Origin of the sequence: Parapedobacter pyrenivorans (genome assembly GCF_014636865.1) — a bacterium.
GTDB classification, from domain to species: Bacteria; Bacteroidota; Bacteroidia; order Sphingobacteriales; family Sphingobacteriaceae; genus Parapedobacter; species Parapedobacter pyrenivorans.
In genome coordinates this window covers 179099-195952 of sequence record NZ_BMER01000004.1, presented here as the reverse complement: position 1 = coordinate 195952, position 16854 = coordinate 179099, and the positions used below count along the sequence as shown (strand labels likewise).

The window sequence follows — 16854 nt, the reverse complement described above, 5'->3', positions numbered from 1 at the left end:
TCCCTTATTTTTTTACACCTCCGAAACCCTGTCGCTGCATATTGCCCCATGCCCCCTTTTTGCCGGTCAGGAAATCCCAATAGCCTACCAGCGAAAACACCACGATCATCGGGTGGTACAGCAAGAATTCGAAGAAGGGCATAATGCATAGCTGCCCTACCTCACGCCATGTCCGGTAATAGCGGAATGCCAATTGGTCCCAAACGATCGCCAACGTGGTGATCATGATCGCATAGGTATACACAAACACCAGCAATAAAAGTGCAAATGGCCAATTGATCACGCCGAAGATGGCCATCAACACGTAAAATACCACACCTACCGCCTCAATGATCGGAGCCAACAGCTCGAAGAAAAAGTTGTAAGGCAGCACCACCATCCCCATCCGCCCATATCGCGGCCGGAGGAACATCGAAAAATGCGCATACATCAACTGCGCAAGTCCCTTGGCCCAGCGGGTGCGCTGCCGTTTGAAAATTTTAATGCTGGCCGGGCCCTCCGTCCAACAGAGCGTCTTCGGTATATAGCGAATCGCATAGTTGATGCCGTTATCTTTCGAAAAACGGCACATTCGGAACATCAGTTCCATGTCCTCGCCAAATGATTTGCTATCGTAGCCACCTGCACGGATGGCAATCTCCTTATCAAACAGCCCAAGTCCGCCCGACACGTTGGGCACGCTGTTGATCCTGCTCCAGCCCATCTTACCCAGTACAAAAGACCGGATGTATTCCACCTCCTGGAAGCGCGGCAACCACTGCTGCGGAGGTCGCATGCGCACCATAACCCCCTCGTCAAATTCACAGGAATTGGCCAGCCGCAGCGTCGCACCCACGGCAATCATCCGCTTCTTCGGTTCCTGCAATACTGGTTTGATCAGTTCCAGCAACGTATCTGTATGCAGGATGCAGTCCACATCCGTACACACAAAATAGTCGTATGCCGCCGCATTGATACCGGCGTTGACTGCATCCGCCTTGCTCTTGCCATTCACCTTATCGATGATTAACAGCTTGGAATAAGCCGGGTTCGTCGATTTATAAAGGCCGCGGACGGGCTGGGTGATAATGCGGATGTTGTACGCAAAATCCACCTTGATCAGGTCAAATTCCTCAACCAACTTTTCCAGCGTGTCGTCTGCACTCCCGTCGTTGACGATGATCACCTCAAATTCGGGGTAGTTCAGCGTCATCAGCGACCGGACATTTTGGATGATCGTCAGCCCCTCATTGTATGCCGGTGCCAGCACGGTGATTCCCGGGGCCAAGGGTGATGCCAGCAGGTCGTGGTGTTGATCGCTCAACGACGCAGATTGGGTGTATTTGCGTATCGCATAAAACGACAGAATAGCCAGCAACGCATAGACCAGCAACAAGACCAACCCATAAATAAAAATGGTGCTCTCAAAGAAAACGCCGGTCCAATCCCATATGTCGCGCTCGTCCATCAATGCTTTATTAGGGGATTCATACAATGCCTGAGTATCAACTGGTTTTCCTCTGTTGCCGAAACCAATAGTTCTTCAACCACCGGCGAACCGGAGGGATACATATTGACAATAGCGCGTGCCGCATTTTTTCGGACTTCAAAATCGCTCGCATGTAAAAACTCCTTCTTCACGAAATCCAGATGTGCCTTTCCCTTGAGGCGCCCAAGCGCTTTTAATATCTCAATCTGGCAGTTCAGCGGCTGGTTATTGTACATTTCCACCAGGTCGTGCTCCACCTCGTTTACTTCCAATTTACCCAGCGCCGATATTGCGTCTGCACGCAGGTAGTGGTCTTTGGTACCCAGCAGCTTGATGATGGCCGGTATGGCCGCGGTCTGATTGAAATGAACCACCAGTTTCAGGCAGAACGATACCACCGATTTGTTGGTGCTGTAGGTAATCCAGCGCGCAAAGTTGGGGATCACGATTTTTTCGGTGGTGGTGATGATCCGGAAAAGCTCCACTTGGTCCCACATCAACAGGTTGTCCGATACCACGTCAAAAAATTTGAACGGCTCGTTGCGACTCAGTTTGATGTAGGCATGCCGTGCTGCAGAGCGGAGCTCCCGGTTGCGGCTATTTGTCAAGGGCAGCAACGTTACGTCGGCAACAGGCACGCCCATGCTCACGTATTCATTGAGCGCCTGCACCTTTTTGTTCCAGCTTCCCGACTTCAGCTTGCGCTGGGTATCCCGGTCCAGCTCCAGGTCGAGATATAACGTGCGGAGCGCTTCGCCCACCGTCCCTCGTATATTTTTACGAAAGTCGATGATGCGGTCAATGAGCAGTTGCCTTGCCCATTTAGGTTCGAGCTCCGGTAGCTGAAAATGCATGGCAACGCTCTCATGCTCGGCAGCTTTAGCTTTATTCAGGGCTTCATTCATCACGATGTGTTCGACAATGAGCCCATCGATAATCGGGTTCAGGCGATTTTGCCGCTTGGCCCGCACATAGCCCCGATAGCGTCCCCGCAATATTGAAAAGTACGCCAGTAAGGTAAAGCAGATTGCCAGCAGAATAAAGACCAGCGCAATCTGCACGACAACCGGCAGTCCGCCGATATCCTTATAATAAGGCAGTAACCATTCGACCATAGGCAGATCGTATATTTAATGACTATTCAACAAACGCTTGACACGTAGTAAAAGTTCTCCGGCCATAATGGGCTTGGTCACGTAGTCGGCAGCACCCAGTTGAAATCCCTCCAGCACCATCTGTTCGTTAGATAGATTGGATACGATGATTACCGGAATTCGGCGACCCTCCGATTTATTGACCTTGTTCAAGATTTCAAAGCCGTTTGCATACGGCATCATGATGTCGGCGATGATCAGATCATATGGTGGTTCGGGAACACTCAACAGGTCCAAACCCTCTTTGCCATTGGGCGCCACGGTGACCGTATGCCCTTCACGTTCAAGAATAGCGGCAACCAATTTCTGCATGATCTCATTGTCTTCCACAACCAGAATGTGTGCCATGAAATAATGTTTTTAAGATAGAATGTAGCAACCATTAAGCCCTCGCTTCATAGTTGTCGCTAAGCTAATATTATCTTCCCATTAGAACAACGTTTTACCCAGAAAAAAAGTTTTTCGGTATTAACCCCCTTTAAAATTTAACCGCTCTTAGCAATAAGATAACATTCTGGTGATATTTGGGATTTAACTTTGTAGCGTTATATTTGCCGTACAATTATCTGCCGATATAACAATTAAGTATCAAATTTCAAGTATATAAATCTGCTCAATGCCGAATAATATGCGGTATAAAACGGCTTTTGTCTGTCGTGATGGGCATATCCGACTCGCGGAAGGATATCCCACAGGATTCCTGGCCGATAATCCAGCTGCCTATAACTGAAAAACCGGTTGCCTCGCGATGTAGCTTGGCCAACTCTTGATAGATATAACCTTCCTCTCCGTATTCGCCTTCGGTATGGTAAATCAGTTGCTTATCATAATACATGGCTATACTGGCCCCCTCACGCGCCAATATGGGCTTCTTGACAAAATGGTTCAGATGGGCCGGCCTTTCAACATAGGAAGCCAGCAGGTGTGGATGGTTCGGAAACAGCTCCCAAAGAATGGGCAATATCATTTTATTAGACAACAACATCTTCCACGAGGGCTCTATCCACTGGGCTCTGTTAGGGTCGTTTACGATATGCTTGCCAAACTCTTCTCGCGCCAACCATTCCCATGGATACAATTTGAAAATAGACCGGATGGGGGTATCTTCCAAATCGACAAAACCATTGCCGGTCCAACCGATATCATCCACGTAGATGAGCTTGGTCTGGATACCTGCCTGCAATGCGGTATCCCGGAGGTATTCGACATTGGTAAGGTCTTCGAGGGTCTCTTTTGCACATGAAAAATGCAGCGTACTTCCTTTTAGGTAAGGTTTAATTACTGTCCAGCTTTGGATTAGCTGTTCGTGGATACTGTTAAACTGGTCGGTGAGTTCCGGGAAGTAGTGGTTTTTCCAATACCACTGTACAATCCCGGTTTCGAAGAGGGAGGTCGGCGTATCAGCATTAAACTCCAACATCTTCAATTCGCCACGGTCTTTATCATATGCCAAATCAAACCGCCCATATATAGCAGGGTCATCTTGCTCCCAACTCCGCTCGATATGCGGAATCATGAAAGGCGGTATATGGAAATGCGCGTACCGCCTCTTTTTGATGATGAACTCCACAGCATCAAGGCATAGCTGCCAAAGTTCATTGGTGGCCTTGTAAATCAGGTCTGCCTCCCGGTTGCTGATCTCGTAGTAGTAATCGTCAATCCAGTACGGAATACCATCAGTGGTATGATAACCATATCCGATAGACTCCAGACGGGGCTGCCACTGGGGATCGATACGTAGTTTTTTGATTTGCATTAGGAACCGTAAGACGACCGTGGTGCCGAAGCAGCACTGCGGCCAAAACCACCTCGCTGCGCTTGGTAAGCTGCTGCTTTTCCGGCATTGGTACCCGCTATAGATTGGGGGTGCAAACTGTTATTGGCGTAACCGAAGCCACCGCCCAAATGCCTAAATGCCATGTACCAAAGGAAGGCATTACCCATGCCCATGCCCGAACGCTCCTGCGCATAGTGATCCGTTACTTCGGTATAGGCTGCCGTGGAGTCTGCACGCATGAAAACGCGTTGCTCCCCTTCATTGCCTTGCCGTGCCTGGTGTTGTGCACACGATGCCAATACCGAAGTGATCAATACCAATTGGAGGCTTTTTGCTGCTGCTTTTCTCATTACTGTATCGTTACATAGATCGGCACCTTGCTCAAGGTGGCCGATGAATCAGCACTATCCCAGGTGTTGGGCATTACGGCTGTCTCGATGGTGTCACTTTTGGATGCGATCTGCTCGCCATTGTACCAGATATGTTGAGTAGTTATATGCAGTACAGAATCGCCCTCGGTCACGGTTTTTAACGTCACTTCGCGAGCCAATTTCTTATCGAGTTGCGTCAATGCTTGCTCGCGCTGTCCTTGTTGGCATGAACCGATGGTGATGCAACAAAGTATTGCTAGTAAATATTTCATCTGTATTTTTTGCTTTTCAGCTGCCAGATGGAGCCTTTGATGATCAATATAATCATTGCTCAGTGTGCTTAATAATTATCTTAATCATATCGGGTTCATCTGCTAATTTGCCCCACAAATTTATGCAAAATGGCTGGCATTCACGAATGCCTGGCCGCAAAATGACAACGATTCGGCCCTACTGGAACAATCCTGACTTTTTGCTTCAGAATAAAGAGGATGATTGACGAGGTGCAAAAGACCTACATTCGGTGAGCGATTTTTTTTCAACGAACGCGCCAAAACGCATCGGGTCTCGGGGAGTGCCCCCGAGACCCGATACGATTATTCCGGTTTCAGTACCCGGGGTTTTGGATCATATCGGGGTTGGCGTTCAGTTCATCGATAGGGATCGGCTGTGCATAATCCGAATCATCGGCCCATTGAATCGTTCCGCCCCTAATCTTCTCATAGTAAGCGGCCTCACTTGCTCCCATCTTCCAGCGGCATACATCAAACCACCAGTTGAACTCCCCGAAAAACTCCGCCCATCTTTCGTATTTCAATGGGTCGTTCCGCAAAGCAGGATCCGATGCCATCGTGGCGTCGCTCAGGCTGTTGTAATCAAACGGCGAAGGCGCATCAACAGCAACTCCATATGCGCGTCGTTTTACCTTATTGATATATTCCAGGGCCTCGGCATTATTTCCCGTGTGGATGAGCGTTTCGGCATAAAGCAAGTAAATATCGGCAAGCCGCAGCCAGAGTATGTTGCTGCCGTTCGACCGGTTTATTTCCAGCTCGGTACCGTTCAGGTTGATGTATTTCCGGAAACTCCACGCCTCCATATCGATTTCATTGATATCCAGGTAATGGGAAATGGGGTGTTTTGCCCCGTTCACCACCATGGAATCCACATAAGGCTGCAAACAAGCCACCCAAAGCCGCGGGTCTACCGTCTTTTCTGACCGCGCTTTCTTTGATGCGACCACATAGTTTGGATCCACATTTGCAACATTTGCCACGGTTGTACCCGGAGGGAAATAGTGCCCGAGGTCAAAGCCAAAGCGGGTGATATTTTTTGCGTGCGGAAACACGTTGCACCAAGCGGAAGCACTGGCCGTCCCCGTTGTCGGACTCACATACGTGGGCGAAATCATCGTCCCGATGTGTGAGCCCATCGAACGGTCGTCAGCGCCGGGATAAGTGATATCCACATTGAGGTTCAATTCATACAACGACTCCGAATTGAATTCATGCTCGCCATTAAACATGGTCCGATACACATCAAACGGCACCAACGCTTTATTACTTTGCGAAATCACCTCGTTCAGCAACACTTTCGCAGCCTCCCAATCCTGCACAAAAACATATACCTTAGCCAGGAAACCCTTCGCCGACCATTCATCCGCCTTGTGTTTGTCTTGCAGCGATGACCATGATTTTCCGTCAAGCAGTTCCGTCGCGGCTACCAAGTCACCGATGATGAAATCCCACGTCTCCTTTACCGTTGCCCGCGACACCTGGGTTTCGCTAAGGCTATTCGCTGTTTCCGTCACGATCGGCATTCCCATCTTTTCCCCGCCTGCACCATCCACAATGAAAGTTTCTCCCCAAAAGGCGGTCAGGTAAAAGTAATACCAAGCACGCAGAAAAAACGCCTGTCCGCGGATGAGGTCGATCTCGGCTAACGCAGCCTCACTGGCATTCTCCCCGACGCGGGCTACCCCGGCAAGCAGGGTGTTGGCACGCTGTACGCCTCGCCACAAATCAGGCCATATCTGCCGTAGAAAAGCATCGTTGGGCAGCGTATTGTTCTGTCCCATTTGAATCCAATTGGGCGATCCCTGCCAGCTCAAATCGCAGGTATGATCCAGCACGTATGTGCTGTACGGGCCGATGGCCCGTCCAAAAATTCCCGCCGCATGCTGCGTAGCATATACGCCAGCTAGCAATTGCTCGAGGTCGTCCACCGTGTTGGGATAATTTGCGGTTGAAATGGCCGTTGCATTGTCTATTTCAACGAAATCGGGATTGCAAGCGCCAAGGAATACCGACAAAAAAATCAATATGTATTTTGGTAATTTCATGTTTTTATCTTTTTAGAAGTTCAAATTCACGCCAGCCGAAAACAAACGGGTACGCGGGTACGAATTAATTGCGTCAATTCCCCTAGCAGTTGTCCCATTCCTTCCAAGCACCTCGGGATCGAGCCCGCTATAGTTTGTCAGCGTGAAAACGTTCTGTGCTTGTACGTACACCTTTAGATTGGAAATCCGCAAAGCCTTGGTGAGGTTATCAGCGAATGTGTAGCCAATCTCCAGATTCCGGACTTTCAGGAAAGATCCGTCTTCCACAAAATAACTGGATACCCGGCCATAATTCGAGTTAGGATCGCGCGAAAACGAACCGTTTTCATTCGTTACCCCTACCCTTGGTTGATCCGTCAGGCCATTTCCATTAAAAAACGAGGCATTCATGATATCCCTGGTCGTGTTGTAATCTCCATACATATATTCGGTGACGTGCTTATTCCCGTTATAAACGTCTACACCCGCCATTCCCTGTAGAAGTGCCGCCAATTCCAATCCGCGCCAGCCCACATTGAGCGTAAGCCCGTAGATCATCTTCGGCCATGGATTACCGATAAATGTCTTGTCTGCCGTCGTAATCCGCCCATCGCCGTTCACGTCTTTGTACCTAAGATCTCCAGCTGCCGTGCCGGAATTCTGGTAAAAAAGGCTTTGGTTTCCAGCCGCTTGCCGAGCTTGCTCATTAAACGAAGCGACTTCTTCATTGTTTTGAAAAATACCTGCTACCTGATACCCATAAAATTGGCTCATGGGGTAGCCCACCTCGGTACGTCCGGCATTTCCATCCAGGTCTGCACTGGCAACACCGTCACTGATGGGGTTGTTGTTTGTTCCATCAAGCTGTTTTACCAGGTTCCGGTTGAACGATGCATTTGCAGCAACGGCGTAGCTAAACTGCCCGGCTTTACCCTGATAGTCTACAGCCAGCTCTACGCCTTTGTTGCTCATTTGCCCGATATTGGTAAATACCGAGGTACTCCCAAAACCTGCCGAATGTGCTACCGGTACGCGGTATATCATCCCCTGTGTCTGCCGGCTGTACCAATCGACCGTAAAATTCAAGGTGTTTTTCAGTAGGCCGACATCCAACCCCACATCGGTTTGGAGTACGGTCTCCCATCGGATGTGTTGATTGGCGAGCTGCGCGGTTAGCGCGTAGCCTTTAAACCGCGAGCCATCTGCCAGCCCCATACTATTGGTGCCGCCTGCGCCGCCATAAGACGCTTGATACGTATACTGCGGGATATTACTGGTACTCCCCAATTTACCATAGCTGGCGCGAAACTTCAGGTTACTGATGTGCGGTATATGGTCTTTGATGAATCGTTCTTCACTCACCCGCCATCCTACCGACCCCGATGGAAATACGCCAAACCTGTTGGCGGGCCCAAAGCGGTCCGATCCGTCACGGCGGATGTTGAACGATGCCAGATACTTATCGGCAAATACGTAGTTAACACGCCCGAATTGGGAAAGCAGGCGGGTTTGGGGGAACTCCCCGCCACTGGCAATATAACTGCTGGGATTGTTTGACAACCCAAAATTATATGTAATATAAGGGAATCCCTGTGCCTCCGCGTGCAGTGATGTCAGATCGGAGCGGTAGGCTTCATAACCTGCCATCGCTTTAAAGCTGTGCTGCCCGATTGCTTTATCGTAGGTTAGCACGAAATGGGCGGTCAGATCGCGTTGGTTATTGTTATCCCGAATCAGCGCAGCGACATGATTAACCAGGATTCCGTAGTCATAGGCCTCATTAAAACGCCTGTTGCTGATACTGAATACGGACAAGCCAAATGTGGAGCGGAAGCTCAACCCCGGAATAATCTCCCAGTTGGCATACACATTGCCTTCCAGGGCATAGCTTCGGTTCAGGATATGATTCATGTATTCCTGGCCTACCGGGTTTACACCGCCAAAAAAACTTCCGCTTTTACCCCATCCGCCATACGGGTTGGAAGGATCGCGCAGCGGAACCACCGGTGCCGATCGGAATGGAAACGTTGCGCTAACCGTTGGATTGGTTGCGGTTGTCCAAGCGTACAAGGTTTCGCCCACCTTGAAATTGTCCGTTACACTGAAATCCGCATTCGAACGCAGGCCAAACCGTTTAAACGAGTTATCGACGATCGTTCCATCCTCCTGCAGGTAATTCGCGGAGAGGTAGTAGTTTGTCTTAGCGGTGGCGCCAGAAAGCGATAGCGAATAGCTTTGCTCCGCACCGCTCTTGTACAACGAGTTGACCCAGTCGTGATCCGGCAACGATGCAGGGTCTCCCCAATTGCTTGTCGCCACACCGAAATTGGTTTTGGCGATGTAGTATTCGGGCGTCCGCAACATTTCAAACAGATTTAACGGTTTGCGGACACCGTAATTTGCGCTAAAGTTTATATCCATCCGATCGCGTACATTTCCTCGCTTCGTGGTAATCAACACCACCCCTCCCGCAGCCTGTGCCCCATATATAGCCGCTGCGCTGGCGTCTTTTAAAATTTCAATGGAGGCGATATCCTGCAGATTGAAATTGCTTCCTGCCGACATCCGTACGCCGTCTACGATGTACAGGGGCGACATTCCACCAATAGATCCGACCCCCCTTATCACGATGTCCGAGTTCGAGCCGGGAGCCCCGTCATTGCGGGTTACCTGCACGCCTGCCGCACGGCCCTGTATGGCTTCATTAACGCTGCGAACCGCTAGATTCTGTATATCTTTTGATTTTACGGAAACAATAGCGCCCGTCATGTCAGAGCGGCGTTGGGTACCGTAGCCAACCACCACCACTTCATCCAAATCACTCACCATCGCTTTCAACGACACGTTGATGACGGTCCTACTTCCAATGGTTGTTTCGGCGGCTTCAAATCCAATGGCGCTATACGTTAATGCCGTTCCATTTTCAGGCACTTCAATGTTGTAAGTGCCGTTGGCATCGGTTATGGAGGCCGCGCTTGTCCCCTTTACCCGCACTGTTACCCCCTCCAGCGGATTAATCTGCTCATCCGTGACGCGACCGGTAACGGTACGCTGCCGGATTTCGTCAAAAACCGGGTCTGATGATGGGTTGCGCACGGAAGCACGAGCGGATCGCTTGATGATAATGGTTTTGTCTTCCATATACCATTCAAGGTTTTCCGGAGTCAAAATAGCCTCCATCGCGTCGGCTAAGGTTGCATTCCGAATGTCAATGTTAACGCGCGTCTCCGCAATATGCTCGCCCAAAAAGAAAAATGAAAAACCTTGCTGCCGTTTCAGCTTATGCATCACCTCCTGCAGCGCAACATTGCGGGCGTTTAAGTTAATTTTTTGTGCATTAGATTCGGCAACAACCTGTAATACGAATACTATAGTGAGAAAAACCGTCAATTTCATAACGAGAATGAATCGGTATAATAAGGGATGAAGCCTCCCCTCCACGCATGGTGAAAAAGTCATATATTTGTCCTGTTTGGATGGTTAAATAAATCGGTTAAATCCTGGTAGCGATATTAGGTGTTTGCTATCCAAACACTTCCCGGATGGTGTTGTCGCACCATCCGGATTCTTCGCATAACTAGAGAGATTTTTCAGGTTAATCTGGCGCTGTTTTCATCATTTTGTCTTGAGTTTAATTGGTTAGTAACTGCATATAACTGGTAAAAAACGAATAGCGATTTAAAAATTAAGGGTGGCCGATAATCAGTTGATTTCTATTTCCCTTATGGACAACCTCGAAATTAAGTCCAGCTTTATCGAGCATGTTCAGTAAGGAACCCAAGGTCTTGTTTCGGTCAATTTCGCCATAGAATGCAATCTCCGGAACTTGTCCCCTATAAACCACTTCGATATCGTACCATCTACTTAGTTGCGCAAATGCCGCTTCTGGAGAATCCCCGTTAAAATAGAAATATCCTTCTTTCCACGCTGAATATTGTCCAACGTTTACCTTTTCGATGCTAACCGACGCCGAATCGACAATAGCCTGCTGCCCCGGATGCAGCACCACCGGATCACGACCGTCAGGCTGTACGCTTACCTTTCCCTTTATCAGCGTGGTCTGGATGGCGGCATCGTTTGCATAAGCCGAAACGTTAAACTCCGTGCCAAGTACCTCAATCAGTTGCCCCTGGGTAAGGAGCCTGAATGGCTTCTCTGGGTTTTTGGCCACCGCAAAATACGCTTCCCCTTCAACTTCAACCTGACGATACTTGCCCGTGAATTTACCGGGATAGCGCAACGTCGACTCCGCATTGAGCCATACCTCCGTTCCATCACCAAGAACTACCCGGTACTGCCCACCACGAGGGGTAGCGATCGTCATTACATCACTAACGTGTTCGGGAGAAATAGCGCCCCTTTCCGTTAGTACCTGACGACCATCCAGGTAGGTGACCTGGTCTCCCACCACAATACCGTCCATTCTTTCATCAAGGTTTACGTTGCGCCCATCGGCAAATGTCAATGTAGCTCGGTTGCCGCCAGGCTGGATCTCTTCGGTGGCGACAGTGTCATCGGACGTTTGTTGCCTGTCGGTTATCAAGAAAAACGCACCAATCACGGCTAACACAAGGGCAGCTGCGTATGGGATCCATTTACGCAGGCGATTCACTTTCGGTTGATTGGTTAACTTTGCCCATACCCGCTTTTGCACCCCCGCTTCATCTTTACCAGTCTTTTTAGGCAACTCACTAGCATACTTGGTATACCACGATTCGACCACGGCACGTTCTTCAGGTGTAGCCGTACCATTTCGGTATTTATGTAACAGCCGTATACCTCTTCCTAAATTGGGATCTTTTTCTTCCGTCATTTACTATAAGTAAGCTGAAAGAAGAAAATGTGTAAGATTTTTTTTCCTTTATTTAGAAATCGTCGTGAACAGACTCTTCTTATATAATGTCTACGAAAAGCCGAAGCGTAGAAAAGGACAAACCTAAGCGTCTGAGGCGATCACGTAGGATATGTAGTGCGTTGCTGATTTGCTTTCTTACCGTGTGCTCCGTTACGTCTAATTGCTCGGCAATTTCCCTGTATGATAGCTCTTCGCGATGGCGGAGTTCGAAGACGGCACGCATCTTACTGGGCAACCGATTGATTTCTTCCTCGATAATACGAGCTAACTCCTTATCTCGCAGCAGTTGATCGGGCATTACCTCTCCCGATTCTTCAAATGCGCCCAATGAACGAAGATGGTCTTCACGTACTTTGTGATAAGCCATGCGGTTAAGGACTTTATTCCGCAGCATGCCGTACAGGAAAGCAGATAAACTGCCCTCTAGGTTCAGGTCGCCGACCCTTCCCCACAACGTAGAAAATATATCCTGAAGTACATCTTCGGCCTCTTCTTCAGCATGAAGCATCCGCAATGCATGACGGTACAGGAGCAACCAATATCGATCATAGATTTCCGTCATTGGCCGGGGATCTCCCCCTTTCAACAGTTGTAGAAGCTCCAGGTCGGTATAGTGGCTGAAATCTTGCATTGCATTTAACTCGAATAAACGCAAACTTAGGAATTCTTATCCAACAATCCCACGCAAAATCACGTATGCCCCAAACGTTCATCATCGTAAAAATCATTCACCTGATTGGAATTATCTTTAGCCAGCCCGCCCAAATCCACGCGTTCGTATACTTTATTACCTGGCGTATCTTCCGTGTAAGTGTTATAGAAAATCAAGCCCGTTTCCGTAAGTTCAAACGCACTGGTTTCGCCATCCGGCTGACCCGCATCCAACTGCTTCGCAAAAGCACCGTCGGAAGCGCTGTATTCCAAGGTAAAACACGTCATATTGAGGTGCTGTACAGTCGCCCCATCATAGATACTGATGGCTGTGATCCCACCCCGATACCAAGGCGCTGTCGATACGTAGGTCATTTTCGTGCCGTCGGGAAAAATAACCGTCCGGTTGGTCCCTACCCGATCTTTGATGTGCTTGCCATTCAGGTTTTCATGACTCGCCGGGCCTAATTCGCCCGGGTCGGCGTCTCCCCAAAACTCGTAGGTAAAATTCGGATACGATTCGAAGCCCAGGATGATGATGAGTGATTCCTTCGAATTCCGCCTGATCTGTATGGTGGCGCCGCCCGCAGATTTATACTGGTACGTGCCTTCTTCTACCTGCGTGAGGCCCAATCGCGGAGCCACCGATTTACAGGTGCCCAGCGCAGGCAACTCGTTTCCGGTATCTTCCTTGTCCTTTTTGCATGCGGTAGTGCAGAGCAGTATGCTGCAAATCCAACCACAGGTTTTCCATAAGCTGCTACGTGTTGATTGATTCATATACGTCGTGTTTTACGATGATATCGGAAAATGAACCAAAAGGTCATCGGCCAAAATAAAAGCAATTTAGTTGCGGTTACAAATTATACATTCTACATTTGCAACTTAATTGCATTATAAAACAAAATCTATGGATGTAAAGAAATTACCAGTAACCGTTTTGAGCGGATTTCTGGGAGCGGGAAAAACTACGTTACTGAACCATGTGTTACACAACAAGGAAGACCTCAAAGTAGCCGTCATCGTCAATGACATGAGCGAAATCAATATTGACGCCCAGCTGGTTGAGCGCGAGCATACCCTTTCGCGCACGGATGAAAAGCTCGTGGAGATGAGTAACGGCTGCATCTGCTGTACCCTGCGGGAAGACCTTATGGTGGAGGTGGCGCGGCTGGCCCGAGAAAACCGGTTCGATTACTTGCTTATCGAAAGCACGGGTATTTCCGAACCCGTCCCGGTGGCTCAAACATTCTGCTATGTCGACGAAAATAACGGCATCGACCTTTCCCGATTCAGCTACATCGATACCATGGCAACCGTGGTAGACTGCTACAACTTCTTTCGCGACTTCGGATCAAGCGAGACGTTGGCAGACCGCGAGCTGACCGACGACGACAGCGATTCGCGCACGCTAGTGAATCTGCTTACCGACCAAATCGAGTTTGCCAATGTCATTGTACTGAATAAGACAGATTTGGTAGCTGAGGAAACCGTAGGCACATTGGAAGCAGCCATCCGGAAGCTCAATCCCGAGGCAGCGATCATCCGGTCACAATTCGGAAAAGTAGACATCAACGCGCTTGTAGGCACCCGCTCATTCGATTTTGAGCGAGCGGTATCTTCTGCCGGATGGATAAGGGAATTGGAAACTGAACACACGCCCGAAACCGAGGAATACGGCATCTCTTCCTTTGTATTCCGCACGTCGAGACCCTTCCATCCCCAACGCTTGTACCACTACTTAAACGAACATTATCCTGCGGGTATCATCCGCGCGAAAGGACTATTCTGGATGGCCTCTCGGCCAAACATGGCGATCAGCTTCAGTCAGGCAGGCGGTAGCCTGCGCGTGGAGAACGCGGGTACATGGTGGTGCAGCATTCCCGAAAGCGAACGCATACACTATACTGATTACCTCGAAAACCGGGATGCTATCGAGGACCGCTGGCATCCGCAATGGGCCGACCGCAAAACCGAATTGGTTTTCATCGGACAGGATATGGACAAAGCGCGGCATCTGCGCGATCTGGAAAGATGTCTGCTCACCGAAGCGGAAGCGGACGATTGGCGATATACACCGTGGAAAGACGAATTTCCCAACCTGTAAATAGATTACTGAACCAAATTCACAAAAAACTGGGCCAATTCACAAAACGCACCTGCCGGATATACCGCACCTTTGTACTGTTAAACATGTTCACTAATTTTAAGATCATAAGCAAATGAAACGTACAGCAAAAGCACATTGGGAGGGAACCGTAAAAGACGGAAAAGGAAACCTGACCACGCAAAGTGAAATCCTGAGCCAAACCAACTACAGCTTTAGAACCCGCTTTGTCGGTGACGAAACAGGCACCAACCCGGAAGAGCTATTGGCAGCGGCACACGCCGGCTGTTTCACGATGGCCGTAAGCTTTGGATTGACCGAAAAGGGATTGGTACCAAACGCTTTAGACACTGAAGCCATCGTATCGATGGATAACGCCGGAATTACAGGTGTTCACCTCAGCATTACGGGTCAGGTTGATGGAATTACGGCCGACGAATTCGAATCCATCACCAAAGGGGCCGAACAAAACTGTTTAATTTCAAAAGTGTTACGCATCCCTATCTCATCAGAAGCTACATTAATTTCGACCTGATTGCGCTATCTCAAGCCTTGCTCAAAATCATCCCGTTCAACATGTTGTCCTGTGGCCAGGTGTTGAATGGGATTTTATCGTTAATTTTAAGCATTCGAAACGAGTAGTTAAATTAAATGATTACCGATTACAAAAAAATCGATCTTTTCGGGAAATCCTTCCTTCAGAAAATGGTCATTGCCCCTCCCTATCGTTATGACTTCCCCGTCGAAGCGCGCGCTTGTTTTTTATACGTGCTCAGCGGTGACATGCACTATCGCTTTCAGGACGACGAAACCCAAATCCCGGCAAACCATTCGTTATTATTGAATTGTGTTGAATCCGGTAAACAAATCCAATCCACGCAAGAACGCCAGGTGGGGGAAGTGGTCATCGTTACGTTTCACCCGGAAATCTTAAAGCAAATTTACCAGCGGGAATTACCGGCAATCGTTCAACCATCCAACACCATTTCCAATCAGTCGAGCAGCACCGTCAACAACGATTTCCTGATCCAAAAATATATCGAGGGCTTGCTTTTCTATTTTGAGAACCCCTCGCTGGTGAGCGATGAGATTTTGGTCTTGAAGATGAAGGAAATCATTCTTCTATTAGCGCAGACGCGTGAGTCGGATAATATCCAGGTCATTCTATCCCAACTGTTCTCACCCACAAAATTCACTTTCAAACAAATCATCGAAGCCCATCTTTTTTCACCGATCAACGTCGAAGAATTGGCACAGAAAACCAATTTAAGCGTTTCATCCTTTAAGCGGGAATTCCGGAAAATATATGACGATTCGCCAGCCAACTACGTTAAAACCAAACGGTTGGAAAGAGCTACTGAACTGCTCCTGGCTTCGGATCAACGAATTTCGGACATTGCGTTCGATTGTGGGTTTAACGATTTGGCCAATTTTACCAAAAGTTTCCACGATAAGTTCGGCGTTTCGCCAACCCATTACCGCACAGCAAAAAGATAAGTGAACCAAATTCACAACTTTCTGAACCGATTTCCAAAATGAAATACGCTGTTGAATGCCAATTTTGCATTAAAAATTAAGCATTTAACAGTTAACATTATGGGACTATCAAGTTTAGGAATTTTCCACACCGTCATTGGCGTTTTAGCGATTATCGCCGCAGTTATCGGATTTATCAAACACGGTAAAATCGCGTTGCCTTCCGTTACCGGCAAGATTTATTTTTACGGCACGTTGATTACGTCGCTCACGGCTTTGGGATTGTCTAGTGTGAGTGGATTTAATCCGGGTCATGGTTTGGCATTGCTCATTGTTCTCTTAATTGCCGGTTCCCATTATCTGCACACAAAAAAACAAGGGTATAACCACTATCGGCTTTTTGAGAACTTTTTTCTCTCCTTCAGCTTTTTCTTGTCGCTGATTCCAACGGTAAACGAAACATTAACCCGTGTTCCCGTTGGGCATCCCGTTGCAAAAGGGCCAACAGATCCATTGATTGCACAAACACTTGGAATTGTTCTGTTGCTTTTTCTGCTGGGTTCGATCTATCAATTCATCAAGCAACGCAAATTGAATGCCGCTGCAAAGCAGCATGCATTATCCGCTACCTTACGTATACATGGTGTGATTTCAAGTATTGATTGAAAAGACGGA

General features: G+C 48.5%; 15 protein-coding genes. 4 read left to right on the top strand and 11 right to left on the bottom strand.

The window, feature by feature from the left end:
• Window positions 1-4 precede the first annotated feature (4 nt).
• The 11 genes from IEV98_RS17955 to IEV98_RS17905 all read right to left on the bottom strand — a co-directional run bounded on the left by IEV98_RS17955 (window position 5) and on the right by IEV98_RS17905 (window position 13376).
• On the bottom strand, window positions 5-1447 hold the full coding sequence (locus IEV98_RS17955; RefSeq protein WP_188507410.1) for a glycosyltransferase family 2 protein: 1443 nt from the start codon (window positions 1445-1447) through the stop codon (window positions 5-7).
• Window positions 1447-2583 (bottom strand): HEAT repeat domain-containing protein, encoded by a 1137-nt coding sequence (locus IEV98_RS17950; RefSeq protein WP_188507409.1) that lies wholly within the window; start codon window positions 2581-2583, stop codon window positions 1447-1449. Before IEV98_RS17950 ends, IEV98_RS17955 begins: the two co-directional genes overlap by 1 nt.
• Window positions 2584-2598: 15 nt before the next feature.
• A complete protein-coding gene (locus tag IEV98_RS17945) occupies window positions 2599-2970 on the bottom strand; it encodes a response regulator transcription factor (RefSeq protein WP_188507408.1) in 372 nt (123 codons plus the stop codon).
• A gap of 265 nt (window positions 2971-3235) precedes the next feature.
• On the bottom strand, window positions 3236-4378 hold the full coding sequence (locus tag IEV98_RS17940) for a glutathionylspermidine synthase family protein (protein ID WP_188507407.1): 1143 nt from the start codon (window positions 4376-4378) through the stop codon (window positions 3236-3238).
• On the bottom strand, window positions 4378-4749 hold the full coding sequence (locus IEV98_RS17935) for a hypothetical protein (RefSeq protein WP_188507406.1): 372 nt from the start codon (window positions 4747-4749) through the stop codon (window positions 4378-4380). The genes IEV98_RS17940 and IEV98_RS17935 overlap by 1 nt, the downstream gene beginning before the upstream one ends.
• Window positions 4749-5042, bottom strand: a complete 294-nt coding sequence (locus tag IEV98_RS17930) for a hypothetical protein (RefSeq protein ID WP_188507405.1) — start codon at window positions 5040-5042, stop codon at window positions 4749-4751. The genes IEV98_RS17935 and IEV98_RS17930 overlap by 1 nt, the downstream gene beginning before the upstream one ends.
• 335 nt (window positions 5043-5377) lie before the next feature.
• Entirely contained in the window at window positions 5378-7111 is a 1734-nt protein-coding gene (locus IEV98_RS17925) for a RagB/SusD family nutrient uptake outer membrane protein (RefSeq protein ID WP_188507404.1), read from the bottom strand.
• Window positions 7112-7123: 12 nt separating this feature from the next.
• A complete protein-coding gene (locus IEV98_RS17920; RefSeq protein ID WP_229738827.1) occupies window positions 7124-10549 on the bottom strand; it encodes a TonB-dependent receptor in 3426 nt (1141 codons plus the stop codon).
• Window positions 10550-10775: 226 nt separating this feature from the next.
• Window positions 10776-11903 carry a FecR family protein gene (locus IEV98_RS17915; RefSeq protein ID WP_188507402.1) on the bottom strand — a complete coding sequence of 376 codons (1128 nt, stop codon included), beginning with the start codon at window positions 11901-11903 and terminating at the stop codon, window positions 10776-10778.
• Between the two features lie 79 nt (window positions 11904-11982).
• On the bottom strand, window positions 11983-12576 hold the full coding sequence (locus IEV98_RS17910) for an RNA polymerase sigma factor (protein WP_188507401.1): 594 nt from the start codon (window positions 12574-12576) through the stop codon (window positions 11983-11985).
• A gap of 59 nt (window positions 12577-12635) precedes the next feature.
• Window positions 12636-13376: a hypothetical protein gene (locus IEV98_RS17905; RefSeq protein ID WP_188507400.1), complete on the bottom strand. Its 741-nt coding sequence runs from the start codon at window positions 13374-13376 to the stop codon at window positions 12636-12638.
• 130 nt (window positions 13377-13506) lie between these two features.
• Here IEV98_RS17905 and IEV98_RS17900 point away from each other — a divergent pair, with 130 nt between their 5' ends.
• The 4 genes from IEV98_RS17900 to IEV98_RS17885 all read left to right on the top strand — a co-directional run bounded on the left by IEV98_RS17900 (window position 13507) and on the right by IEV98_RS17885 (window position 16845).
• Window positions 13507-14703 carry a GTP-binding protein gene (locus IEV98_RS17900; protein WP_188507399.1) on the top strand — a complete coding sequence of 399 codons (1197 nt, stop codon included), beginning with the start codon at window positions 13507-13509 and terminating at the stop codon, window positions 14701-14703.
• A 115-nt stretch (window positions 14704-14818) separates the two neighbouring features.
• A complete protein-coding gene (locus IEV98_RS17895) occupies window positions 14819-15238 on the top strand; it encodes an OsmC family peroxiredoxin (protein ID WP_188507398.1) in 420 nt (139 codons plus the stop codon).
• 116 nt (window positions 15239-15354) lie between these two features.
• Window positions 15355-16200, top strand: a complete 846-nt coding sequence (locus tag IEV98_RS17890) for an AraC family transcriptional regulator (RefSeq protein ID WP_188507397.1) — start codon at window positions 15355-15357, stop codon at window positions 16198-16200.
• Between the two features lie 51 nt (window positions 16201-16251).
• Entirely contained in the window at window positions 16252-16845 is a 594-nt protein-coding gene (locus IEV98_RS17885; RefSeq protein ID WP_229738826.1) for a hypothetical protein, read from the top strand.
• Window positions 16846-16854: the final 9 nt, after the last annotated feature.